Annotated in this window: 21 protein-coding genes and 1 pseudogene; 6 read left to right on the top strand and 16 right to left on the bottom strand. The window is 46.8% G+C overall.

Features of this window, described 5'->3' with window-relative positions; genetic code table 11:
* Positions 1 to 7: 7 nt before the first annotated feature.
* The 4 genes from OZ401_RS15965 to OZ401_RS15950 form a co-directional block, all read right to left on the bottom strand.
* Positions 8 to 1,309 (bottom strand): pyrimidine-nucleoside phosphorylase, encoded by a 1,302-nt coding sequence (locus OZ401_RS15965; protein WP_341471446.1) that lies wholly within the window; start codon positions 1,307 to 1,309, stop codon positions 8 to 10.
* 2 nt (positions 1,310 to 1,311) lie between these two features.
* Entirely contained in the window at positions 1,312 to 3,576 is a 2,265-nt protein-coding gene (locus OZ401_RS15960) for an APC family permease (protein ID WP_341471445.1), read from the bottom strand.
* A gap of 235 nt (positions 3,577 to 3,811) precedes the next feature.
* On the bottom strand, positions 3,812 to 4,981 hold the full coding sequence (locus OZ401_RS15955; protein ID WP_341471444.1) for a zinc-dependent alcohol dehydrogenase family protein: 1,170 nt from the start codon (positions 4,979 to 4,981) through the stop codon (positions 3,812 to 3,814).
* Positions 4,982 to 5,029: 48 nt separating this feature from the next.
* Entirely contained in the window at positions 5,030 to 5,818 is a 789-nt protein-coding gene (locus tag OZ401_RS15950; RefSeq protein WP_341471443.1) for a class I SAM-dependent methyltransferase, read from the bottom strand.
* Positions 5,819 to 6,120: 302 nt separating this feature from the next.
* On the opposite strand from OZ401_RS15950, the gene OZ401_RS15945 reads away from it, so the two are divergent.
* Positions 6,121 to 7,065, top strand: coding sequence for a SirB1 family protein (locus tag OZ401_RS15945; RefSeq protein ID WP_341471442.1), 945 nt, complete (start codon positions 6,121 to 6,123; stop codon positions 7,063 to 7,065).
* Positions 7,066 to 7,114: 49 nt separating this feature from the next.
* A complete protein-coding gene (locus OZ401_RS15940; RefSeq protein ID WP_341471441.1) occupies positions 7,115 to 9,031 on the top strand; it encodes a M6 family metallopeptidase in 1,917 nt (638 codons plus the stop codon).
* Positions 9,032 to 9,049: 18 nt separating this feature from the next.
* On the opposite strand, the gene OZ401_RS15935 is transcribed toward OZ401_RS15940, so the two are convergent.
* From OZ401_RS15935 to moeB, 4 genes are read right to left on the bottom strand one after another with little or no spacing between them, the layout of a single operon-like run.
* Positions 9,050 to 9,475 carry a M67 family metallopeptidase gene (locus OZ401_RS15935; RefSeq protein WP_341471829.1) on the bottom strand — a complete coding sequence of 142 codons (426 nt, stop codon included), beginning with the start codon at positions 9,473 to 9,475 and terminating at the stop codon, positions 9,050 to 9,052.
* Positions 9,476 to 9,477: 2 nt separating this feature from the next.
* Positions 9,478 to 10,434, bottom strand: a complete 957-nt coding sequence (locus OZ401_RS15930; protein ID WP_341471440.1) for a PLP-dependent cysteine synthase family protein — start codon at positions 10,432 to 10,434, stop codon at positions 9,478 to 9,480.
* 54 nt (positions 10,435 to 10,488) lie between these two features.
* The gene (locus OZ401_RS15925; protein WP_341471439.1) at positions 10,489 to 10,767 is read right to left on the bottom strand and encodes a ubiquitin-like small modifier protein 1; all 279 of its coding nucleotides are present in this window, start codon (positions 10,765 to 10,767) and stop codon (positions 10,489 to 10,491) included.
* 15 nt (positions 10,768 to 10,782) lie between these two features.
* Positions 10,783 to 11,967, bottom strand: coding sequence for a molybdopterin-synthase adenylyltransferase MoeB (gene moeB / locus OZ401_RS15920; protein ID WP_341471438.1), 1,185 nt, complete (start codon positions 11,965 to 11,967; stop codon positions 10,783 to 10,785).
* A 292-nt stretch (positions 11,968 to 12,259) separates the two neighbouring features.
* Between moeB and OZ401_RS15915 the strand changes: the two genes are divergently transcribed.
* The gene (locus OZ401_RS15915) at positions 12,260 to 12,580 is read left to right on the top strand and encodes a DUF5372 family protein (protein WP_341471437.1); all 321 of its coding nucleotides are present in this window, start codon (positions 12,260 to 12,262) and stop codon (positions 12,578 to 12,580) included.
* A 31-nt stretch (positions 12,581 to 12,611) separates the two neighbouring features.
* Positions 12,612 to 13,937: a recombinase family protein gene (locus tag OZ401_RS15910; RefSeq protein WP_341471436.1), complete on the top strand. Its 1,326-nt coding sequence runs from the start codon at positions 12,612 to 12,614 to the stop codon at positions 13,935 to 13,937.
* A 60-nt stretch (positions 13,938 to 13,997) separates the two neighbouring features.
* Here OZ401_RS15910 and OZ401_RS15905 read toward each other — a convergent pair whose 3' ends face one another.
* The 6 genes from OZ401_RS15905 to hemG all read right to left on the bottom strand — a co-directional run bounded on the left by OZ401_RS15905 (position 13,998) and on the right by hemG (position 20,050).
* Positions 13,998 to 14,909: an IS982 family transposase gene (locus OZ401_RS15905; RefSeq protein WP_341469230.1), complete on the bottom strand. Its 912-nt coding sequence runs from the start codon at positions 14,907 to 14,909 to the stop codon at positions 13,998 to 14,000.
* 83 nt (positions 14,910 to 14,992) lie between these two features.
* Positions 14,993 to 15,235 (bottom strand): transposase, encoded by a 243-nt coding sequence (locus tag OZ401_RS25940; RefSeq protein ID WP_425607636.1) that lies wholly within the window; start codon positions 15,233 to 15,235, stop codon positions 14,993 to 14,995.
* Between the two features lie 7 nt (positions 15,236 to 15,242).
* Entirely contained in the window at positions 15,243 to 15,671 is a 429-nt protein-coding gene (locus OZ401_RS15900) for an IS256 family transposase (protein WP_341471435.1), read from the bottom strand.
* Between the two features lie 65 nt (positions 15,672 to 15,736).
* Complete coding sequence (locus OZ401_RS15895; RefSeq protein WP_341471434.1) at positions 15,737 to 16,183, bottom strand: transposase; 447 nt, start codon at positions 16,181 to 16,183, stop codon at positions 15,737 to 15,739.
* 168 nt (positions 16,184 to 16,351) lie between these two features.
* Complete coding sequence (locus tag OZ401_RS15890) at positions 16,352 to 18,349, bottom strand: WD40/YVTN/BNR-like repeat-containing protein (RefSeq protein ID WP_341471433.1); 1,998 nt, start codon at positions 18,347 to 18,349, stop codon at positions 16,352 to 16,354.
* Between the two features lie 267 nt (positions 18,350 to 18,616).
* Entirely contained in the window at positions 18,617 to 20,050 is a 1,434-nt protein-coding gene (gene hemG / locus OZ401_RS15885) for a protoporphyrinogen oxidase (protein WP_341471432.1), read from the bottom strand.
* A 570-nt stretch (positions 20,051 to 20,620) separates the two neighbouring features.
* Between hemG and OZ401_RS15880 the strand changes: the two genes are divergently transcribed.
* Together OZ401_RS15880 and OZ401_RS15875 are read left to right on the top strand one after the other, a co-directional pair.
* Positions 20,621 to 21,904, top strand: coding sequence for a (Fe-S)-binding protein (locus OZ401_RS15880; RefSeq protein ID WP_341471431.1), 1,284 nt, complete (start codon positions 20,621 to 20,623; stop codon positions 21,902 to 21,904).
* Complete coding sequence (locus OZ401_RS15875) at positions 21,904 to 23,322, top strand: FAD-binding oxidoreductase (protein ID WP_341471430.1); 1,419 nt, start codon at positions 21,904 to 21,906, stop codon at positions 23,320 to 23,322. Before OZ401_RS15880 ends, OZ401_RS15875 begins: the two co-directional genes overlap by 1 nt.
* Before the next feature lie 111 nt (positions 23,323 to 23,433).
* Here the strand turns inward: OZ401_RS15875 and OZ401_RS15870 are convergent, their stop codons facing one another.
* Positions 23,434 to 24,390: an aldo/keto reductase gene (locus tag OZ401_RS15870; RefSeq protein ID WP_342399026.1), complete on the bottom strand. Its 957-nt coding sequence runs from the start codon at positions 24,388 to 24,390 to the stop codon at positions 23,434 to 23,436.
* 45 nt (positions 24,391 to 24,435) lie between these two features.
* Positions 24,436 to 25,328 (bottom strand): annotated as a pseudogene (locus OZ401_RS15860) (IS982 family transposase).
* Positions 25,329 to 25,448 lie beyond the last annotated feature (120 nt).

Here is a 25,448-nt window from a genome sequence, read left to right as displayed (position 1 = left end):
TCAATAATTATACTATTCTTGCAATAAAAGCGGGAGGTGTAACTTTTAATGGGCTGAAAATAAAGGCATTGAGAATTTGTACGGTTGCCTTTTTGAGTGATTCGCTGGTACGGGCATGAATTTCTAGTAAAGGTTCTCCCCGTTCCACAAAGTCCCCGACTTTGTGCTGCAATATTAAACCCACTGCTGGATCTATTGGATCTGTTTTTACTTTACGCCCTGCTCCTAGCAAATGCGCCGTAATGCCTACCATTTCGGCATCTATAGCGGAAATATAACCGGATTGTAGCGATAAAACTTCCCCCTTAAAGGGAGCGGTAGGTAAAAGTTCAGGATTGTCCAAATATTTCGTATCACCGCCCTGATTAGCTACGAATTGCTTGTATTTTTCAAAAGCTGCACCTGAATCCAGCGCTTGATGTAATTGAGCGCGTGCCTCTAACTCATTTTCCGCACGTCCGCTCATTACAATTAATTGGCTACCAAGTATAAAAGCCAATTCTAAAAGGTCAGGTGGTCCCTTTCTCTGAAGGGTTTCAATTGCTTCTCGTACTTCCAGTGTATTGCCAACCGCCCACCCCAACGGTTGTTCCATACTACTCAACACGGCACGTACTTTACGCCCTGCGCCCCGCCCTATTTCCACCATAGTTTCTGCCAGAAAGGTGGCATCCTCAAGCGTTTTCATAAACGCACCTTTGCCGAACTTTACATCCAGCACAATACAGTTTGCGCCTGCGGCAATTTTTTTGCTCATAACGCTTGCGGCAATTAAAGGGATGCTTTCAACTGTGCCAGTTACATCGCGTAGGGCATATAATTTGCCATCGGCAGGCGCAAGTTCGCTACTTTGCCCGCTTACTACTAAGCCTACCTTAGCAAATGCTTCGAGAAATTCGGTATCGGATAAAGCGGCACGGAAACCGGGAATAGTTTCCAATTTATCCACCGTACCGCCAAAATAACCCAAACCACGCCCGCTCATTTTGGCAATAGGCAATCCGGTAGCTGCTACCAGAGGAGTAACTACCATTGTGGTTTTGTCACCCACCCCACCGGTACTATGTTTGTCAGCAACCACCGGAGCAATGTGGCTTAAATCCAGTTGTTTACCACTAGAAGCCATGGCAAGCGTAAGCATAGTGGTTTCTTCCACACTCATTCCACGAAAAAAAACCGCCATTGCAAATGCTGCCGCTTGATAATCCGGGATTTCGCCCTTGCTATACCCCTCGATGAAGAAATTAATTTCTTCCGTAGTAAGAGCGAATCCGTCACGCTTCTTGATGATAATATCAACCACACGCATTGCTATCTCTCCAAGTGATAGGGAACAGAAGTGATTACCACTCCTCGCATACTGTGTAGAGAAGCTCTCAGACGAAACGCGGTCTGATTGTGTAGCAATCGTTGCCACCACTTGGCAGTTACAAATTCCGGAATAACTACTGTAATTGTTTCATCTGGGTCTTGCCGATGCAAATCATCTATGTAAGTCAATAGCGAGCCTATGATATTGCGGTAAGGCGTTTCTACCCCTACAAGTGGGATTTCCACACCTGATTCGTCCCATTTTTCGCGCAATTTATCTATTGCTTCGCTGCTATCGCTTACAAAAACCGCCACAACTTCATCTGATAAGGCTTTGGCATAGGAGAGAGTACGCAAAGTAACTTGGTTAAGATTGGACACAGGCACAACCACAGTATGGTGCTCCATATTTAAGGATTGCACTTGTTTTGGCAGTACTTTTTCTTTTGAAACGGTCAGGTCTTCACCAAATCGGCTATAGTGGCGATGTATCGACAGGAATACTAAGTATAGGATTGGAATAAGCGCCACCACTAACCATGCCCCCAATAGGAATTTGGTAGAAGCAATTACTAACAGAACTACGAAAGTGGTAAAACACCCCAACCCATTCATTGCAATATTTTTACCCCAACCCGGTGTGCGTAATCTCCACCAACGCACTACCATGCCTGCTTGCGAGAGCGTAAAGGAGGTAAAAACCCCAACTGCATACAAAGGTAACAAAGCGTTAGTATTGCCGTCAAAAATTACAACCAATACGCCCGCAAGTAAACCTAGTGCAATAATACCGGTCGAAAAAGCCAGACGGTCACCTTGATGCTTGAACAGGTTTGGCATAAAACGGTCACGCGCTAAAAACCAAGAAAGGCGCGGGAAATCGCTGAAAGCGGTATTCGCTGCCAGTATAAGAATCAATGCGGTAGTGGCTGAAACTACAAAGTAGAAAGGGCTATCCCCCACAATACGCTTGGTAAGCTGTGAGATCAAAGTCTCATAGTTCGTAGCGGTTTCTTCGATTGGTACAATGTGGTAATGCGAAGCTAAGAAGGAAATGCAGATAAACAAAGTTACCAAGATAGCAGCCATCCAGGTCAGGGTGGTGCGGGCGTTTTTAGCTTCGGGGGGACGGAAAGCCGGCACACCGTCTGAAATTGCTTCAACCCCGGTCATTGCCGTACACCCCGAAGCAAAGGCACGCAGAATTACAAACAGGCTTATATTTTCGAACTGCTTAGGCAACTCAATCTGCGGAGGATTTATAGGGTTACCAATACTAAAGCCAAAAGTAATATTAATAAAGCCTAATACCACTAATAATGTGATGCTGAAAATGAACAGGTAAGTGGGTAGAGTAAATATCATGCCACTCTCACGCACACCGCGAAGGTTTGCCAGCGTTATAAACGCAATAAACACTAGGCAGATTTCAGATCTCACCACGTTCAGTTCAGGTATTGCAGAAGTTATAGCGGAAACACCTGCGGAAATACTCACGGCAACGGTCAAAACATAGTCAATGAGTAGTGAAGCCGCCGCTACCAAGCCCGGAGTGACTCCCAGATTATCCTTAGCAACTATATAGCTTCCCCCACCTTTGGGATAAGCAGCAATAGTTTGTCGATAGCTAAGCCCTACAATTATGAGTAATAAGCCGATACCCATTGAGATAGGTAATGCCAGCCCTAGGTTATTTTGCCCGGTCAGAATCAACACCAGCAAAATAGCTTCGGTGGCGTAGGCTGTAGAGGATAAAGCATCGGAAGAGAGCACTGCCAGCGCTTGCACTTTGCTAAGTCGTTGATGGTGTGCTTCGGAACTGGCAATAGGTTGCCCAATTAGAAAGCGTTTGGCTCTTAGTATGGAACGACCAAAGGAGGTACGAGGGGCAGAGGTAGATTCTGCGGTAAAGCTTAACCCACTTTGATAGCGGACATTATTGCCAGATTGGGGTTTGACAATTCGCACGTAGCGGTCACCCGGTTTTTTCCCCCGCCGTAAGGGTTCCTCATACCAATCGTTTTCATCTTTTTCAGGTAGGGTAACTGGAGAAGTTTTGCCGGTAGCACTACTCGTATTGGCAACTTCGGCAGAGGTTCTAGGGTCAGGAATGGCGACTGCACTGTCGATTTGTCCTGTGATTGTTTCACTTTTGGTGTTTTTGGAACTAACTTTAAAGCTCTGACGTTTTGTTCCCGAATTTGCAGTTGAGGTAGTGCCAGCACCCGTCTCGGTCTTCTGCGACGGGTCTATTTCTTGACTCATAGTAAACTTGATTCCTCCGAAGATGCGTAATGCATTTTTGTCAACTTAAAATGATTCAACCTATATAAAATACTTGCCCTATTTATGCTTCCCTAAGTAAGCAGTTTTCCTTTCTATACTAATAAATTCTTCTAAAAAACTTAATAACCATCTGGTTTTGTAACAAGCGAACAGGCTGGTTAAAAAATCTTTACATTTATAGCCTTATTATACGCCTCAATGCAATAGATTCCGATTAAAAGAAAACCATTTGCCGCACTGTTGTTCCTTGCGCCAGTTTATCAAATCCGGCATTGATATTATCTAGGATTATATGCTCACTAAGCAATAAATCTACAGGTAGCTTGCCTTTCATATAAAGGTCAATCAAGCGTGGAATGTCGCGACTAGGTATCGCCGAACCCATGAAAGAACCCTGTAATATTTTCTCCTGATAGGTTAAGGTATAAGCCGGAATAATTAGCTGTTGCTCAGAATGTGGCATCCCAATGCTAATGGTCGTGCCGCCTCGCTTAGTGCTATCGTAGGCTTGCGCCAGCACTTTCGCGCTACCTACCGCCGCAAAGGCATAATCCGCGCCGCCTCCGGTCAATTCACGGATTGCTTTAATGGGGTCTGAATCTTCTGGGCTTAGTGTGTAATCTGCGCCTAATTGACGTGCCAGTTCAAATTTTGAAATAACCGGGTCAATCGCAATGATAGGATTTGCACCCGCCAGTTTTGCACCCATAACCGCGCTCAAGCCAACTCCACCAAGACCAAAAATCGCGGCAGATGAACCGGGTACCAATTTTGCAGTATTGATCACTGCGCCTACTCCGGTCACAATTGCACAGCCAAAAAGCGCCGCTTTATCCAACTCAATCTCATTAGTGATTTTGACCAACGATTCCTGAGCAGCGACGGTATATTGTGAAAAACCCGCTACCCCTAGATAGTGTAAAACTGGCTTTCCGTTGGTTGTGTGTCGAAAACGCACTGAGCCATTTATAAGAGTTCCAGACAGGTTGGATTTACCGCCTACTTTGCATAAAGCTGGTTTCCCGGCAATACAAAACTCACAACGCCCGCACATGGGTACAAATGAAAATACCACATGATCATCGGGCTTAAAGTCAGTAACGCCTGCGCCAACTTCACGCACAATCCCGCTTGCTTCGTGTCCCATTACCACCGGTAACGGTTCTCGAATGGTTTCTCCACCATACTTGCGCAAATTCGGGCGCATTATCGAGCCGTTGATTACCGATAAATCAGAATGGCACAAGCCCGCTCCCGCCATTTCAACCAGCACTTCTCCCGCCCCCGGTGGGTCTATTTCTATTTCCTCGATTACTAAAGGGAGTGACTCTTCATAAGGTCGTGGTTTGCTGGTATCATATAGTACTGCTGCACGGGTCTTCATAATTATCTCCTCCCACTATAGATAGAAAGTAACAGATAATAGTGTAGTTTAGCATGCAATAAATAGCCCTGTGTTTTTCCGTATGAAAAAATAGCCTTGCCGTGCTATCTCAGTTTCTACATATTCAATAATCTGGTTTTTTTGCGATTCGGTCAAATGCTGGTATGAAACGATGTAATTTACAACCGGGATTGCTTCGGTGACGTGCAAGTTTCCTTCAAAAAGAAAAAGCTCCACACTGGTAAAAAATGCCTCAAGTTGTGAACGACCATTGGCAAGGCTGAAGGCGCGCGCATGCGTAGGATGCGGATTATGATCAAAAAATTTAACCATCAAGTCGCCCAGTTCTTGCAAATGATCCAACCCATTGGTAGCAGCATAAAAATGACCACCCGGTTTTAAGACTCGTCTTATTTCCGTCAGCCCTTTTTTGCGGTCAGGCAGGTGGTAGAGCATGTGGTTGGCAATAATTGCATCAAAACTGGCATCAGAATAAGGTATAGCCTGTGCATCAAAATTGGAAAATTCGAAACAATTTAGCTCTTTTAGCTGGTTTTTGGTTGCTTGCAGCATCCCCTCCGAGAAGTCAGACAGGGTAACTTTCCAGTCGGTGGGTATTCGGTCAAGATTTGCAGACCAAAGTTTGCCGGTTCCACAACCAAGTTCAAGCACGCTAGCCTGTGGCGGCATTTTGAAGTGGTCAAATACCCAGCGTTGCCAGGGATAATTTTGGGTACTATACCGCTCATGTAGCTCGATGCGGGCTTTAAGGTTATCTGCGGAGCAATATTGCTGATTCAATAGATATGCTTGATTAGTAGCCTCCGGCATTAACATAGCTCAGTGTACCCCTTTCTAAAAACCATTATAGTGCGCTTTTGTGAAATTCCAAACGTTATTAGATATCAATCTAGGGGTAATACAGTTTTGATTACTCGGTTTTGACAGAATTTCGAGGTAGGTTATTGGAGCAGGGAAACGCCGAAAGCCTTTTACTGGAGCAAGTTCGCCAACCGTATCAGCCCTATTTCTTAATCCGGTCGTCATTGACAAAAGGTCTCTAAGGTTATTACAATGGATTCAATAAATGGTAACATAATAACATAAGGTAAACAGGTAATTTTTCTAAAGGTTGTTTTATGCGGTATACAATTGAAAGCAGTATATTTGATTACGAAGCCGAGAAAATCCATCCAGTCCCCGGCAGTCCATTAGCGCGTTTTGCAGAGCATGTTTCTCGAACCGACGAAGAAATTGATCTGATAGAAGCTACCATGATTATCGCTTCCTCCGAGTATCCCGGTTTGAATATAGGCTACTATTTGCAGCGACTTGAAATAATGGGCAATGATATTCGGTTGCTACTTGCCGGTGAGAATGACCCCTACAAATGCATCCAGTTTATTAACTCATACCTTTTCCAAACCCTTGGTTTCAAAGGCAACCAGACTGATTACAATGACCCTCGCAACTCGTATTTAAACGATGTTCTGGAACGTCGCATTGGAATTCCCATTACACTCTCCTTGATTTACATCGAGGTTGGCAGGCAAGCTGGTTTGCCTTTTGAAGGAATCGGTTTACCCGGTCACTTTATTGTACGGTATCGGCAACACGCCCAACACACCACCGGACGTTGGGAACATGGGGCAGAATCTGGCGCTAATCAGCAAGAAGATATTCTGCTTGACCCCTTTAATGAGGGCAGTATTTTAACTTTAGAGGATTGTGTTCGCTTGGTGGGTGAAATATTTGGCAACCCTGTACCGTTAGTACAATCCTTCTTAAATCCTGTATCAAATCGTGCTTTCTTGAGTCGCATGCTTAATAATCTTAAAAGCAGTTATATTAACTTTGAAGATTTTGAGCGGGCGTTGGCTATCGAAGAGTTCCTCACCGTATTAAACCCTGAAGATTGGGAAGAAATACGGGATAGGGGAGCTATCAAGAATCGTATGGAACACCGCTGGCAAGCTATCCTTGATTATCAGAAATACTTGCGCCATGCTCCCGATGCCCGCGATGCTGTACTCATTAACAGCCAAATTACGGGTATTCTGAAAGACATTGCCATCAACAATTAGATTAATCAGATTCCTCATTTTATGCGCGCTTTTATGCGCGTTTTTGTTTTTGCCTTCCACTACACCAATTTCAATCGCCCAAACCACCACCCTTACTCCTCCTGACGTTCTTGCATATCTTGACGAGTTTCAAGCGAAAACCACCACCCCACCGCTACGGGACGAATACGCTATATATGATCGCTTAAAGAGTAATGGCGCTAATCCAAATCCGCCGCATACCACTACTCGCCCACCCTACCAACAAGGGGATGAGGATAATTTCTGGGTATTCGATACTCCTCGTAAGAGTTATTTGCAGGTTAGCGCACGTTTGCAGGTGGTTACCGACCATGTTTACTGGTTTGTGGACAAAAACTATGCAATAAATGCAGCAGCGCTTGCAAATGCAGCACGCTTGTTTGAAGAAAAAATTTACCCTACCAATCGGCGTTATTTTGGCGAGGAATGGACACCCGGCGTAGATGGTGACCCACATTTGGTAGTTTTAAATACCACTCTTAGTGGCGGAGTTATAGGCTATTACAGTTCCGATGATGAGCTTTTGCGAAGTATTAATAGTAAAAGCAACGAGCACGAAATTATCTATGTAATGGGTCGCCCTGAAAACACCGACTCATACTTGAGCTTGCTGGCGCACGAGTTTCAGCACATGATTCACTGGCACAATCAGCCCAATCAGGAAGTCTGGCTCAATGAGGGGGCAAGCGTGCTGGCGCAAACCCTCAACGGTTTTAGTAGTAGCGGTTACGAAAGCGCCTTTTTCAATCGCAGTGCAACTCAATTAGATAATTGGACTTGTACCACCTGCGCCCCCTCGCGCTTCTACGGATCAGGTTACTTGTGGATGGCGTACCTGCAGGACGTTTACGGAGAGAAGGTTATCAGGGATACCATCGCGAACGACAAAGGATTGACCGGGTTTAATGCAATAGATTATGGGTTAGCTAAAAATGCAGACCCACAAATCTACAGTGATAAAGTTTTCAAGGATTGGGCTTTGACAAATTTTATAAATCACGCTACCGCCGACCCTACCTTTAATTATAAGAAAGTAAGCTCTCACATAAGCAATCCTTCCAATACTATCAGCAAACTGCCCGACAGCAAGAGCGGTAATACTTTCCAATACACCGCCCAATATTACAAGGTGGAGGCAGGGACGGGTGGCTTTACTCTTAATTTTCAAGGCGCACCCACCGCCTCCCTTTTTAATACGCAGCCTGCCAGCGGTAAAATGGTATGGTGGACAAATCGGGGCGAAAATTCTGACATGACTCTAACCCGCGAAGTAGATTTATCTAGTGTGCAGAAAGCTACCCTGAAGTTCAAACTATGGTTCGATATAGAGCCACAGTTTGATTATTTGTATTTTGAGGTATCTGACAATGGTGGCAAAACTTGGCAAGTGTTGCCGGGTAAATACGCCACTGTTTACGCTCAATCGGGCAAGAATTATGGAGCCGGATGGAGCGGGCGTAGTAACAGCAATGGTGCAGACTTGACCGATAGCGATAACCTAGCAGCAGATTGGGTGCAGGAAGAAATAGATTTGAGTCGGTTCGCGGGAAAGCGCATACAGCTACGCTTTGAGTATCTGACCGATGAGGGCTACAATCGGCAGGGCGCGATTCTGGACGATTTCGAGATACCGGAGATAAATTGGCGTGATAATGCCGAAAGCGGCGATAACGGTTGGCAAGCTAATGGCTTTCTGCGTACGGGCGCAGCAATTCCACAAAAGTTCTGGGTAAGAGTGATGAAACTGGATGGGTCTTGCGCTGACAAAACCACCACTTCCCTTTCAACTGCCGATAACGGCGCTTCGTGCGTTCAAGATATGGCTCTGGATTTCACCAACGCCGGGATTTTGAAAGTGCCGTATGAAAATGCGCTGGTAATGATCGCGCCATATGCTCCCAAGACGCTGGTTCCAGCCGAATTCACATTAAATTTCAGCCGCTAATGATAGATCAAGCGTGACTCAAAGAATTTGTAACTCTTGCCCTACAATCTCGCCGCTTTCGCCCCACGGGTCGGGCTTGACGATTTTGTAAGCGTGGATAACCGGATTATCTGGTTCTGCAAAAGAGACCAGCACATAGTAACTGTCCGGGTAATAAGCGGTGCGTACATCGGTAGGCGAGGGATAGGCGGGCGTATGGGTATGGCTGTGGTAGATTGCCACCAATTCCAGACCGATAGAATCTAGTTCTTCTTCCGCTTCCATTTGTTGGCGTGGGTTTATCAGATAGCGTTTATATTTGTTTTCAGGTTCGACATTCTCGGTGGGGTAATGATGACTGACTAAACCAGCCTTCCCACCTAACAAGCCGCAACCCTCATCGGGATACCAACGGCGCAAATGCTCTATTATCTCTTTGTAAATTTGGGCAGGAATAACCAGCATGCTCACCACCACATCTTCTGTTCCATCGAGTCTTCTAGCACGTTCAGGTCATGGGTGAAAAGCCCCGCGCTCAAGTATTTCCAGCCACTTTCTGCCAGCATTACCACAATCTTGCCTGTCTTACCGCTTTCGCCCCATTCACGCGCCAGTTTGAGCGCACCATAGACTGCCGCCCCGCACGATACTCCCGCAAAAATGCCGGTTTTATCCAGCAAAGCGCGTTGCACCCTGACAGATTGGGCATTGGTCACCACAAATTTGCGATCAAGACGCGATAATTCAATGATAGGCGGCACAAACCCACCGTCCAAATTGCGTAAACCTTGCACTATTTCGCCCATCATCGGCTCAACCGCAACAATTTGAATGGCGGGATTTTTTTCTTTAAGAAAACGGCTAAGACCCATGAGAGTACCGCCTGTACCAAGTCCGGCTACTATTGCCGAAGCATCCGGTAAATCGCGCCAGATTTCAGGAGCGGTGGTACGGTAATGTGCATCGGGGTTAGCATTATTGGAATACTGGAATGGCATGAAATAACCGGAATCTTTCGCCGCCAGTTCCAGCGCCAATTCCACCGAACCGTTACTACCTTTGCTGCCATCGCTCAGCACTACCTTTGCGCCGTAGATTTCCAGCAATTGGCGACGCTCTGCTGTAAAGCTGTCGGGCATAACGACGGTAACATTATAGCCTTTGAGCTTGCCGATCATCGCCAGCGCAATGCCGGTATTACCGCTGCTAGGCTCAAGAATGCGCTGTCCGCTGCCCGGTTTTAGCTTGCCAGCACGCTCTGCCGCTTCAATCATCGAAAGAGCGATGCGATCTTTGATACTGCCGCTGGGGTTATGTCCTTCGAGTTTGGCATAGAGGCGCACCGAATCGGGGTACGGGCTTAGCTGACTAATTTCTACCAACGGCGTATTGCCAATTGCCGCCAGCAGACTAGGGTACAACATTTACTACCTCAATTTATATGAAAAGGGCGCATTAAACTGCGCCCCGGTAAAGCTTTATAGCGAACCGCCGCTCATAGCGGGCAAAATTACGATAGTATCACTTTCCTTTACGGGCGTAACTAAACCCTGCAAGAAGCGTACATCTTCATCGTTTAAATACAGGTTTACATAGCGTGCAATTTCCCCATCTTCGGTTAAAAGCTGGTTTTTTATGGTGGGATACTTGCGGTCAAGGTTGTCCAGCAATTCGCCGACAGTCGCCCCTTCTACTTGCACTTCCTTTACGCCACCAGACAACTTTCGCAAAACCGGCGGTAGCTTAATGTTTGACATCAGTTCTATCCTCTCCTAACGAATATTGCAAGCGGGAATCAATACATCGCCGCGCCTGTGCTGTTCTAGCAAATCATCAATATCGGCATGCTCACCACAAGCAACACATTTGGGGTCACGCCGCAACTTCAAACTGGTGAACTCGGCTTCCAGCGCATCGAAAAGCAGGAAACGCCCTGAGAGGGTTTCGCCGATACCAAGCGCTAGTTTTAACGCTTCATTCGCCTGTAACAAGCCAATTACGCCCGGTAGAACGCCAAGCACGCCCGCTTCGCTGCAATTAGGTGCCATCGCGGCAGGAGGTGGGTCGGGATAGATGCACCGATAGCAAGGACCTTCAAAGGGAATCAAAGTAGTTAGCTGCCCGTTGAACGATAAAATACTGGCATGCACTACGGGTTTGCGATATTTTACCGCAAAGTCGTTCACCAGATAGCGCGTCTCAAAATTATCCGTTCCATCTACCACCAAATCGTACAGGGGCAAAATGTGCTCGATATTCTCGGCAGTCAAACGCTCTTTGTAAACCACCACACGCACATCCGGGTTCAGGTCGGCGATTGCTTGCGCCGCGCTATCGGCTTTATACTGCCCTACCCGCCCTTGGGTATGGATAATCTGGCGTTGCAAGTTGCTCTCTTCCACCACATCATTATCAATGATGCCAAGCGTACCGATACCGGCGGCAGCGAGATAGAAGGCGTTGGGCGCACCCAAACCGCCCGCCCCGATGAGCAGCACTTTGGTATCCAGCAATTTAATTTGACCCTTTTCACCTACTTCGGGCAGTAGGAAATGGCGACTGTAGCGTTTTTGCTGTTCTTTGGTAAGATTGCGGGGTTTGGTAATGGGATAACCGGCATTTTTCCAAGCATTATAACCGCCAATCATCGAACTGACGTTAGTGTAACCCAATTCATTCAGGGTTTTAGCGGCAAAAGCGCTACGAACACCACCCGCGCAATACAAAATAACCGGAGCATTTTTATCAGAAACAGTTTCTTCTATTTTACTTTCCAAAAAACCCCGCGCTACATGAAGTGCGCCAGGAATATAACCTTCATCCCATTCGTACTTTTCGCGCACGTCCACCAGCCATACCGATTTGTCAGCCTTGACTACTTCGGAGGTTTGGGCAACGGTAGTTTCGCGGATTTGCGCTTTAGTGCGCTTTAGCAATTCATTATAAGAATTTGCCATGCTGTAATTCCTTTAAATATTTGTGAACTAAGTTTATCAGGTTTTATAATATAGCACCGTGCTACAGCATAGTCAAGAAGTTTTCTATTGCTACTGTCAATTCTCTTGTAACTGCGAAACTGTCAAGTAGCGGGTAGAAACGGCTCTTAATCACTTTTGATGATCCAAATTAGCAAACCTTAAGCAGTACGCTGATATAGTACTCTGTGGCTCAGTAAATCGAGCTTCGCCCTACCAAACATGGCTCTTTTCAACCATTTTAAACGATTAACCTGACCTTCTGTCTGACCATTTGAACGGGTCGCCAAATATACCCAATCAACTCAATGAAGATGAATATTTTCAGGTTACCCATCCTTTTCACCCATTGACTGGTCAACGCTTCGTGCTTCTTTCTAAAACTAACACTTACGGTGAAAGCCGGGTTTTCTTCCTTGACCCTTCCTCGGCTAAACTTCGTTCGTTACCCGCCGCCTGGACTGACCAGGCGCCACTTGACCCTTTTACCCGTTTAACTGGCGGTCAAGCTCTTCTCCGCCTTAGTGACCTGCGGAAACTGGTTCAATTTCTTGAAAACTGGGATAATCACTTCCCCAAACCCCAATTTGAGTAGGTTTGCCACAAGGTTCTTCAGGAGGTAGGTTATGAACGCCCAGGAAATTAAACCGCGCCAGTTACAAAGGTTAGCTTGTTTGTATGTCCGCCAGAGTACTCTGCAGCAAGTCCTTGAAAATCGCGAAAGTACGGCCAGGCAATATGCCTTGCGTGACCGTGCTATCGCACTTGGTTGGATTGCCGAACGGATTGTGGTGCTGGATCAAGATTTAGGTCATTCTGGCACTTCTGCCAGTGACCGGGTAGGCTTTCAACGACTGGTAGCGGAAGTCGGTTTAGGTAAAGTTGGGCTGGTTCTCGGTCTGGAAGTATCACGGTTGGCACGCAGTTCAAGTGATTGGCATCATCTCCTTGAAATTTGTGCCCTGACTGGCACACTCATTCTCGATGAAGATGGCTTGTATGACCCAGCTACTTTCAATGACCGGCTTCTACTGGGACTAAAAGGCACCATGAGTGAAGCCGAGTTGTATATCTTGCGAGCACGCTTACTCGGTGGTATCTTAAATAAAGCCAGGCGGGCTGAACTAAAACTGCATTTGCCAATCGGTTTTTGCTATACTGAAGATAATCGGGTGGTGCTTGACCCCGACAAGCAAGCCCAGGCGACTATTAAACTCCTTTTCCAGACTTTCCGACGTACCGGCACTGCCAGTGCGACTGTGCGTGCTTTCCGCCAACAAAACCTTGCTTTCCCGCGCCGTTTAAGTAAAGGCGTGCATAAGGGGGAACTGGTCTGGAATGATATGAGACACGATGATGTATTGCGAGTGCTGCATAATCCGGTTTACGCCGGGGCTTTTGTCTTTGGTCGTACCAGAACCAACAAAACTGCTGATGGCAAAATTCATATTGTGGCTTTAGCACAAGAGGAGTGGCAGGTAATGATCAAGGATGCCCATCCGGCTTACATTAGTTGGGAAGAATACGAGGGTCATTTAAGCCAACTACGCGCTAACAGCCAGGCGTATACTCCCAAGCGCTTAAATCCACCTAGGGAAGGACCAGCCCTATTGCAAGGGCTGGTAATTTGTGGGCAGTGCGGTGAGCGGATGACGGTACGCTATCACCAGCGCGGTGGGCAGCGGGTCGTACCAGACTATGTTTGCCAAAAAGCCGGGATTAGTGCAGGAACGGCACCCTGCCAGAGGTTTTTAGGACGCGATTTAGATGCGGCAATTGGTCAAGTTTTGCTGGAAATGTTGACACCAGCTTTGGTTAATCAAGTTTTGCAGTGGCACGCGGAACTATGCAGTCAGTTGAGCGAAGCTGAACATTTGCGCCAAATGGAGGTAGAACGGGCACAATACGCGGCTGATTTGGCTGGCAGACGTTTTATGCGGGTAGACCCATAGGCGTATAGTTAAGCCTTTCACAAGTTAAAATCAGGCAACTTTGCATATTAAGCCCTTGTGCTAGATAGGGAAAGCCAGGGCTTTGATCTTCAAACAATCTGGCTTTCCTAATAAACGGTTTAGATAAATCGATAAGGTATGACCAGCTAACTTGCTGTATAACCGACTACACAAACCCCAGAAACTATGCGCCCGGTTAATCTCAAGCTTGAATTGCTGCGCTAACTGCCCATTGACCGTTTCAATTATTTGCCGAAAATGATTGATTAGCTTCGCTCGTTCAGCAGGCTGTTCCACTTTTTGATTTTGTCGAGGGTTAGTCAACAATTTTATTCCCTGCTCCTGTTCCAAGTGCTGCTGTTCAGACTGGCTGATATAAGCTTTATCCCCTACCACTGTTAAACCTGGGTGGTTTTCCAGTAATTCTAGCCCCACCCTTAAATCAGGCTGGTTCGCTCCCGCTAACTCAAAGTCTACTATCACACCATTGAAGGTCACCAGCAACTGCAACTTGTAGCCAAAAATAGTTTGTTTCTTAGTGGCGACCTTACCATAACGAGCTCCCTGACTGCTCCAATAAGAGCGTGCAGGCGAAAAATGAGCCTGCCTAAACTCGATAACCGGTAAGGGTAGACTATCCAGCACAGTTTGCTGATCCTGTGCCAGGTCCAGTAAAGCTAACAGAGACTGACGAATACTATTGATTGCTCCCATCAGATTACGTCTGCGTCGGTTGAAGCGGCTACGCTCTGGTATATGCGGGAACAAGTACTGATAGTTTCGCCAGTTGCTAATCAGTTCTGTTTCCTGATCCCAGCCTTTACACTCACCCACCACAGCCAGGGTAATAAGCTCACTATCAGAGCATGCTGGTTGTGGTCCAGTGCGTGTAAAGGCTGGGCTTAGCTCTTTCCACAGATCATCAATAATAACGAAAGCCCAAGTGCAAAAATCTTCGAAATTGGTTATCATGTTTTTATCCCTCCGATTGGTATAGGTTGATTCGCACCTTCTATACGTTTCGGAGGGTATTTTGTTTTATCTAGCACAAGGGCTCAATTAGGTATCGGCATGGTCCAATCGCTGGTAATATCACAATTTGCCAGGTAAAATAACTTCTTTACTGACTCCGCGGAGGGAAAAGCCCCCTTGGTTTTGATCACTTTACGCAATTGGCGATGGTAGCCCTCGACGGAATTCGTGGTGTAGATCAGCCGCCGGATATCAGGTGGATAGTTGGACAGCTCCGCCCAATTTTCTCCCAGCTCTTTACCGCAATGGCATACTTCCCACCCCATTTATCGGTCAGATATTTAGCAGGTTGAGTTCGGCTTCTTCCCGAGTAGCCGCCTTGTAAACCGTTTTCAAGTCAGCCATAAAGGCTTTCTGATCCTTCCAGACCACATAGCGCAGGCTGGTGCGGATTTGGTGAATGATGCAGCGCTGAACCTCGGTGTAGGGAAAGACAGCAGCAATCGCCTCGCTAAATCCGTCCACGCAGGCAATGAAAATCTCTCTTACTCCTCGGACCTTGACTTCTCCTAACACACTCAGCCAGAATTTGGCTCCTTCGCCGGTGCCTTCCCCAATCCAGTGACCTAAAATGTCGCGCCGTCCTTCCAGGTCTACTCCCAGGGCATTGTACACAGCCACATTTTCGACCTTATCTTCTCGCCGCAACTTGATGAAAATGGCATCCAGGTAGATGATGGTATGAAAGGCCGGTTCTGCCATTCTTCCACCAGAGGTCACACCTTGTCGGTGATGGTGCTAATGGTCGCTGCACTGACATCCATGCCCTACATCTCGACCAGGCTCTCCTGGATGTCACGAGTGGAAAGACCCCTGGCATAGCAGCCCAAAATCTTCTCTTCGAGCTCGTTGGTATTGTGAGCGTACTTTTTAAGAAGCTTCGGTTCGATCTCCCCGTTACGGTCTCTGGGCACGGCTATTTCGGTTTCACCGGCGCTGGAGCGGTTGATTTTGCCGTTGCGCGAGTTGCCACTGTTTCGACCTGCCGCTTCGTATTTGTCGTAGCCGAGGTGGTCAGTGAGTTCAGCTTCCAACAATTTTTCGAGGGTATGGCCGAAAACCCGGCAAAGGATGCCTTCTTTGCCGAAGAAATCGTCCATACTTTTGGCACTGCCCAACTGTTGTTGGATTAACTCCATGGGTGGTAAGGATGCCTGAATAATCTCCTGGGTCTGCTTCTTTTTTGAATTCGAGTTCTGGTTGCTGTCTGGCATAAATGGTTTTCTCCTTATTAGCTGGTTTTAATTGCTTTATTGTAGCAGCAGCTTTTTCCATTTACACACACTAATGTACACCCTCATGGATTGGTTTGGTGCCTTTCCTTCCGTTGCTTTGAATTTACTTGTCAAAAATATTATTCTCTGCAACGCCCTGAACCCTTCTTAAGGATTCTTCAATTCATCGGCGTTGGTTAAGATAAAGCTGGAACTATCATTTGAGAACTTAAATCCAACTAGAAAACAATAATCAGGAGTTGGGCAACTAACCTTTGAAATAATATAACCTACCCCAGGAAGTTGTTTTGTCCAAGATTTTCCGCCGTCATTAGTAAAAGACACCGTGCCGTCCTGATTAGCGGAATAACAAATCTGGGTAGTGGCGCATGTGATGTTGCTTGGACCGTTGGTTTCGGTTACTTTATCCCAAGATTTTCCGCTATCTTCGCTTTTAAAAAGCGTGACCCTCCACGGAAAGGCATCACTTTTTATGGAATTAGCAGCAAAACAAGTAGTTGTGGAAGGACAGCTAATCGAAATAAATTCTTGCCCTACCGGAGTAGTGGTGGCGCTCCAAGTTTTACCACCATCATCGGTGCTAACCAGTACTCCCTTATGCTTGTCATTTTTCCAATAATCTGTACCTTGTGCCCCTACCACATAGCAATTTAAAACACTTGGGCAGCTAATACTACTCAAACTGATAGTAGTACCCGTATTTTGTGTTACCCAACTTTTGCCGCTGTCAATGGTAGCAGAAACCTCACCTTTATCGCTTGTTGCAAAGCAAGTATTGGGGGAAAGGCAGGAAATATCATTAATTACGCCGTTTGCCGTTATGGTTTGCTCAATCCAAGTATCTCCACCATCGCGAGTAATAAAAACCGTCCCTTTATCGCCACTGGCAAAGCAATTGGTTGTAGTCAAACAGGCAATTTGCTTGATGCTTTTAGCTGTTATTTTTTGCTCATTCCAGTTTCTGCCACCATCGGTTGTTGCTAATATTGCACTGTACCAACCGCCAGCATAACAGACGTTTTTGGTAGGGCAAGTAATTGTTTTAAGGGATTCGACATTCTGTTTTCTTGGAGAGTCCCAGTTGGTACCACCGTCTTGAGTAACTAGGAATGTTCCACTTTCACCTACAACCACACAATTTTTAGCAGTTGTGCAGCCTATGCCTGTTACATCCACCCGTCCTCCAGACTTTTCCAATGGGGAAATTAGTTGCACCCAGTTTTTACCCCCATTGTTGGTTGCTATTATTGTTTTATCCCAACCAACCGCGTAGCAGGTAGCCTGACCGATGCAAGTAATCTTAGTTAACCGTGCAAGCCCTCCTAGGGTTATTTGGATATTCCAATTCTTACCGCCATCGGTAGTGGCTACAATAGTACCAATCTGACCGATAGCGAAGCAGGTTTTTTCAGTGGGGCAAGTAATATCAAAAAGATTATAGTCGACTGGAGAGTTAAGTTTATTCCAGATGTTTCCACCGTCTGTGGTGTTAAAAATCTCACCCTGACTACTTGTAGCAAAACAAGTATTGATCGACTTACAAAAAAGAGCACTTAGCTCTGACACTGCACCTTTGCCGAATGGTTGCCACGAAACCCCCGCATCTCTGGTTATTGACACGCTGCCATGCCCTACTACGATACACACTTTGGCTTCTGGGCAGGTTATACCATCAATTCTGTATCCTGACCCATCGGGGTAGGTAGTCCATTTACTTCCGCCATTCTCGGTAGCTACAAATGCTCCCAATAGCCCTGTTGCATAGCAATTTTGGGGAGTGGGGCAAATTAACTGATCTAAATTCTGATTGGTGCTGGAAACTTGCCCCTGCCAGTTTTTGCCGCCATCGTTGCTAAAAAGGATAACACCCAGTTCGCCTACCGCAAAACAGGCATCTGAGGCCGGGCAATTCACCGCGCTGAGTGTGGTAGATGGAGTGGCGGGATAGAGCCAGACCCAAGAACCATCGCCAGTACGCTGAACTTTAGGTATAGTTGCAAGGGCTGTGCTTGTAGGATTGACAACGGGGTTTTGCTTTACCGCAACTGAGGTTTCTAGGAGCTTACTGGCAATACTAAAAATGATTAAGGCTAAAACGGCAAGGAGACCAATCGCTCCGATAGTTATAATAACAAGCTTCCTCATTCGAAACGAAGATGCGTTTTTCTCATTCCGAAAATTGTCTGGGTTTTTCGACGGCATAGCAGAATCCTTTCACTTGCATCAAATAGCATTATTGCTTCCCGCTTAAATTCTGCCGTAAATTCGAATAGCTGACTTTCCTTTCATTTATCAATCGTAAGATATTATAACAAGGAATGAACCCAGATTAAAACAAGGGGCGTAAGCCCCTTGCCTCAGCAATCCTCTTTTAAGTAACCCATCTACTTTTATAGGTCTTGCTGGATACTTCTATTTCACCAGCGTTTTTGCCTTTTCCGCGATTAGTTGCGCTACCCGTTTACCATCAGCAATGCAATCGGGAACGCCGACCCCTCGGAAGGCTGCTCCTGCCATGTATAAGCCTTCGTGCTGTGTAGTTAACCGATCGATTTCGGCTACTCTCTCTTCGTGTCCCACATCATATTGTGGATTTCCCTTACGCCAGCGAAATACTTTGTTTAATATCGGAGTAGCATTAATGCCAAGCGAGTCGCGCATTTCTTCCCGCACCATTTGCAACAAACTCGCTTCATCTTGCTCTGCCAGTTCTTCCGCTGAAGCGCCACCAACAAAGGCACGAACCAGTACATAGCCTTCCGGCGCGCGCCAGTTGAATTTGGTAGATGACCATGCGCAAGCAATGATTTTGCGCTTTTCGCTACGTGGCACTACGAAGCCAAAGCCACTCAAGGAATGTTCTACTTCTCTACGACGGTAACCAAGCGAAACAGTAGCGGTCGAAACATAGCGAATCGTTTTCAGCTTTTCTGACAGCTTCGAATCCAACCCTTTCACAATGTCGGAAGTGACATATGTAGGAGTGGCGAATACTACCGCATCTGCCTTTATATGGGAACCATCATCCAAAGTAAGATCGTAAGTCGTGCCCTCGCGCCGGATCGTTTCGACCTTACGGTTTAGGAGCAACGACCGGGGATTGAGCTTTTCCACAAGGGCTTCGGGCAATCGCTGCAAGCCACCGCGCAAAGTTAAGAAGTTTGAATTAGGCGCTTTACCGGGAGTGTTGAGGCTATCTTTCTCTTTTTTCTTGCTACGGGCTGTTTCTAGCTTTTGTGTGATAATTCCCCGCAACAGGCTACCGTATTTTTTTTCCATCTCTAAAAAACGCGGAAAGGTGCTTTTTAGGCTCATATGATCGGCATCCGCCACATAAATACCTGCTACCATCGGACCCGCAATACGATCAAGCGCTTCTTTGCCCAAGCGACGGCGCACGAAATCCGCCAAACTGACATCGGAATCGTCCTTGCGTCGAGGTATAAACAAATCTAGCCCCATACGCAGTTTTCCGGGCCACGAAATCAAACCCGATTTCAAGAAAGGAGTGATTTTGGTAGGGATGATGAGCATAACGCCTTCGGGCATACGGCGAAGTTTGCCGCGACTCCATACGAAAACCTTGCGCGCCTCGGTGTTTGTCCCGATTAATTCTTCGTCCAGATTTAGGGCGCGGCACAAGTCAACTGCTGCCGTTTTTAAAGCATGGAACGAATCCGGTCCACCCTCAACCACAAAATTACTCTCGCGTATCGTACTTACCTTGCCTCCAAATTGCGACGAACTTTCGATAAGCACATAGTCTATCGCGCCCTGACCGAGTTGTTGCAGATAATAAGTGGCAGATAACCCTGCCATTCCTCCGCCTATAATTGCTACTTTCATCGCCTAACCTCGTATATTTGCTCTTTGAAGCGGGCAACATGACTGCAATGACGGAGTTGAATGACTATATGCAGTTCCGGTGCTTCAAGTTTCAGGTTCAACACAAAAAGTAATACACACTCTATACTACCTGAAAGCTGTATTCCTTTACAGTATTCATGACTACAATCTTAAGGATTTAATTTCTAAAGCGGCGCATATGCAAATGATAGTGTAATGCCATTTAAAACTCAAAATGAATTATACAGCGAAAGCCTTTCGCCCGGTACACTAGTCAATCTGCTAACCCAGTGTCATGCTGAACCAGAAAAGCTACCAAAGAGCAGGGTTTGGCAGCTATAACCCTTCTCCCCAAGTGGGTTGGTCTAATGGTAAGGAATGGCAAAGTGCAACAAAAGGTTTCAGGCTGTTTTCACAGTCAGGTGAGCGCCTGTTACTTTTGCCGATCATTCCATCCTTCCCAACCTACTCGTCTGAGATGTTACCTATTTTGTGATAAACTAAACCTATCAAGTTACCCCAACTAATAAGCGTTCCGCCTTGTAGCGGTAGATAACTAAAAAACAAAAAATGGCTGACAATATTTTTGACCAGAAAATAATCGATAATTGTGTACGTTGCGGACTTTGCCTAGCCTCTTGCCCCACCTATGTGGTTAAGGGCGTAGAAACCAGTTCACCACGTGGACGTATCTCCATACTTAACGCCGTCAACAAAGGCAACCTGCACCTAATGGATGCTGGCGTAGTTTCCCAAATTTACGAATGCCTCGATTGTCGCGCCTGTGAAGCAGTGTGTCCGAGCGGGGTGCAATACGGCAAATTGGTTGAAAGCGCGCGCGATCTAATTGAAAAAGAACGTGCGCCCCGTTACAGCTTGCAAGTGCGCTTGATAAGAGCAATTGCCTTACGCGGTCTGTTTTTCCGACGCTGGCTTTTTGTAGCTTTTGCCTTCCTGATGCTGCTATACCAGCGTAGCGGTTTACAATGGCTAGCACGCAAATCGGGTATTCTCAAACTCCTGCGCCTTGCCGCTATGGAAGAAATGCTGCCGCATATTGATTTTCCCTTCGTGCGTCCCGGTCAAAAAGGCTGGCAAGCGCAAGGCGTGGAAAAGCATAAAGTCGCACTTTTCGCAGGTTGTATAATGAGTACCGCCTTCTCCGGTATCGACAGTGCCACCGGACGAGTGCTGGCGAAAAACGGCACAACCGTTGAAGTACCAAAAGAACAATGGTGTTGTGGCGCATTGCAAATACATTCCGGCGATACAGCCGGGGCGCAAGATTTAGCCCGTCGAAACATCGCTGCTTTCGAGCAAAGTGACACAGAATATGTCATTATAAATGCAGCGGGTTGTGGGGCAGCGCTCAAAGAATACGACCATTTGTTGCATGATGACCCGGAGTGGCGCGAACGTGCCATTACATTTTCCCGCAAAGTGCGGGATGTGAGCGAATATCTGGCAGAAACCGGCTTTACCCCACCCACCGCAAACCTTGACCTAGAAGTAACCTACCAAGAACCCTGCCACTTGGCGCACGCGCAGCGCATTACCAGCCAACCGCGCCGCTTACTCAAAGCTATTCCCGGTTTGCGCCTCAAGGAAATGGAAGACTCCTCGCTTTGTTGTGGTAGCGCCGGAGTGTACAACCTGCTCAACCCGACCATCGCCAATGAATTGGTAGATCGCAAACTCAATAATGCCCTTGCCACCGGCGCAGAAGTGCTATGTACTGCTAATCCGGGTTGCCATATCCAGCTTGAAGCCGGGTTGAAGCGGCAAAAGAAGAGCATGAAAGTGCGCCATATCGTGCAGCTTCTGGACGAGGCGTACCGCAAGGAGGAAAATTAATGATAGAGGGAAAACCCAAGACTTTGCCGCCCGAAGTTATTGCGGCTCTACAAGCTATCACCGGAACGGAGCGCACCCTTACCTCGCCTGAAGACATGGTAGCCTATTCCTATGATGCCACTTGGATCGAAAGCCCCCCGCAGGTGGTAGTATTGCCAAAAAACGCAACAGAAATATCGGAAGTTCTGAAATTGGCGAACCGCTATAAAATCCCGGTTGCCCCACGCGGCGCTGGTAGCGGCTTGTCCGGCGGTTCAGTGCCGCAACAGGGTGGTATTGCCCTCGCGCTCACCCTGATGAATCGCATTTTGGAAATAGATACCGAAAATAGCGTGGCAGTAGTAGAACCGGGCGTCATCACCTTTGCCCTTCAAAAAGCGGTTGAGAAAGTGGGGTTATTTTACCCGCCCGACCCTTCTAGTCTCAAGCAATCGGCTATTGGCGGCAATATTGCCGAGAATGCAGGCGGCGCACGCTGCCTAAAATACGGTGTTACCAGCGATTACGTGCGCGCTTTGGAAGTGGTATTGCCTACCGGAGAAATAATCCATACCGGCGGCAAAATGGTAAAAATTGCTACCGGCTACAACTTGCGCCATCTCTTTGTGGGGGCGGAAGGTACGCTTGGCATTGTTACCCGTATTACTCTCAAGCTCATTCCACTGCCCAAATACAAACGCACTGCTCTTGCCACTTTCCCGACGGTAGAAAGCGCCAGCGTAGCCGTCACTCAAATCATGGAAAGCGGCTTGTTACCCGCCTCCATTGAATTGATGGACAACCTTACTATTCGGTGCGTGGAAGAATTTAAACCAGCGGGATTACCCCTCGATGCCGGAGCGTTGTTGCTGTTTGCACTGGATAGCAATTACGAGCAAATTCTGCTTTCCGAAACTGAAGCGGTGGCGCAAATCTGCCGCGAGTGTGGGGCAACCTCTGTGCGAGTAGCGGCAGATGACAGCGAAAATGACAAGCTGTGGGAAGCGCGGCGGGCAATCTCTCCGGCATTGGCGCGCCGCCGCCCCAACAAACTAGGCGAGGATATTTCAGTGCCACGCAGCGCCCTGCCCGAATTGGTACGCGGTATCGGCGAAATCTCCGAACGATATAAACTGCCTATTCCTGTTTTCGGACATGCCGGAGATGGCAATCTGCATCCCAATATGCTCTGTGATCGGCGCGACCCGCAAGAAATGGAAAGAGTGCATGCTGCTGCCACCGAAATCTTCCGACTAGCAATACGGTTGGGCGGTACTCTCTCCGGCGAACACGGCATTGGTTTGCTCAAAAAAGAGTTTATGCTAGAAGCTTTGGGCGCAGAACAGGTAGAACTTATGCGCCGTCTCAAATCAATTTTCGACCCGAACGGTATCCTGAACAGTGGCAAACTCTTTCCCACCGGAGAGAATAGCTGGTAATCTTTCCTGAAGATTTGCGCTTAGTGGTTTTGCAACTAGCGTATGCCTTTGCACAAGCTATCGGCATCTGGACAAAGAGATCGCCGATAGCTGTATAGCTTAGGAAAAAGCTTACTTCCACGCACTGGCAGCATTTAGTTCTGCCAAATCTTCTTTTTCTAACTTAATGGAAACTGCACCCATCAATTCACGGGTTTGCTCAACAGTTGTGGCGCTGGCAATCGGAGCAGTAATTACAGGGCGCGCCAATAACCATGCCAAAGCAATTTGAGCAAGGGTGGCATTGTGGCTTTCCGCTATTTTATCCATCTTTTCCAGCAAGGCAAAGCCTTTCTCATTCATATAACGAGCCTGGATATTGACAGCACGTGGCGTTTTTGGTAAGTCTTTCCCAAGTCGGTATTTTCCGGTCAAAAAGCCGCTTGCCAATGAGGAATAGTTGATTACGCCGACTTGCTGATCAAGACAGAGCGGTTCCAATTCTCGCTCAAACTCTGCCCGATTCATAAGGTGATAAACCGGCTGTAAGCAATCATAGCGAGCATACTCATGCTTATCGCTCTCCCAAAGTGCGCGAGTTAACCGCCAAGAGGAGTAATTAGAAGCCCCAAGATAGCGTACCTTGCCTTGTGTTACCAAGTCATCATAGGCACGTAAGCTTTCATTGAGCGGCGTATCAGTATCGTCAATATGTGATTGGTAAAGGTCGATGTAATCGGTTTGGAGACGTTTTAAAGATTCTTCTACCGCTTCGATAATACGTCGTCTGGAAAGACCGCGTCTATTTGGGTCTTTACCCATTGGATTGCCAACTTTGGTAGCAATTATGAGCTTATCGCGATTATTGTGGGCTTTCATCCAATTACCCAGAATAACTTCAGACTCGCCGCCGCTATTGCCGGGCACCCAAGCCGAATAAACATCGGCAGTATCAATGAAATTGCCACCCTCTTCTACATAAGTATCAAGTACCTTAAAGGAAGTAGCTTCATCAATCGTCCAGCCAAACACATTGCCGCCAAGGCAAATAGGCGCAACCTTTAACCCGGTGCGCCCCAATTTTCGCATTTCCAAGTTGGTTATCCTTTCATTTATTTTTATTAAGCCCTTGTGCTAGATAGGGAAAGCCAGGGCTTTGATCTTCAAACAATCTGGCTTTCCTAATAAACGGTTTAGATAAATCGATAAGGTATGACCAGCTAACTTGCTGTATAACCGACTACACAAACCCCAGAAACTATGCGCCCGGTTAATCTCAAGCTTGAATTGCTGCGCTAACTGCCCATTGACCGTTTCAATTATTTGCCGAAAATGATTGATTAGCTTCGCTCGTTCAGCAGGCTGTTCCACTTTTTGATTTTGTCGAGGGTTAGTCAACAATTTTATTCCCTGCTCCTGTTCCAAGTGCTGCTATTCAGACTGGCTGATATAAGCTTTATCCCCGTTAAACCTGGGTGGTTTTCCAGTAATTCTAGCCCCATCCTTAAATCAGGCTGGTTCGCTCCCGCTAACTCAAAGTCTACTATTACACCATTGAAGGTCACCAGCAACTGCAACTTGTAGCCAAAAATAGTTTGTTTCTTACCATAACGAGCTCCCTGACTGCTCCAATAAGAGCGTGCAGGCGAAAAATGAGCGTGCCTAAACTCGATAACCGGTAAGGGTAGACTATCCAGCACAGTTTGCTGATCCTGTGCCAGGTCCAGTAAAGCTAACAGAGACTGCCGAATACAATTGATTGCTCCCATCAGATTACGTCTGCGTCGGTTGAAGCGACTACGTTCTGGGATATGCGGGAACAAGTACTGATAGTTTCGCCAGTTGCTAATCAGTTCTGTTTCCTGATCCCAGCCTTTACACTCACCCACCACAGCCAGGGTAATAAGCTCACTATCAGAGCATGCTGGTTGTGGTCCAGTGCGTGTAAAGGCTGGGCTTAGCTCTTTCCACAGATCATCAATAATAACGAAAGCCCAAGTGCAAAAATCTTCGAAATTGGTTATCATGTTTTTATCCCTCCGATTGGTATAGGTTGATTCGCACCTTCTATACGTTTCGGAGGGTATTTTGTTTTATCTAGCACAAGACCCTTGTTTAATAATAACCTACTCTCCAGAATCCCTACT

This window comes from Candidatus Chlorohelix allophototropha (assembly GCF_030389965.1).
In the GTDB taxonomy this organism is placed as follows: domain Bacteria; phylum Chloroflexota; class Chloroflexia; order Chloroheliales; family Chloroheliaceae; genus Chlorohelix; species Chlorohelix allophototropha.
This window is presented reverse-complemented; position numbering and strand designations above follow the sequence as displayed.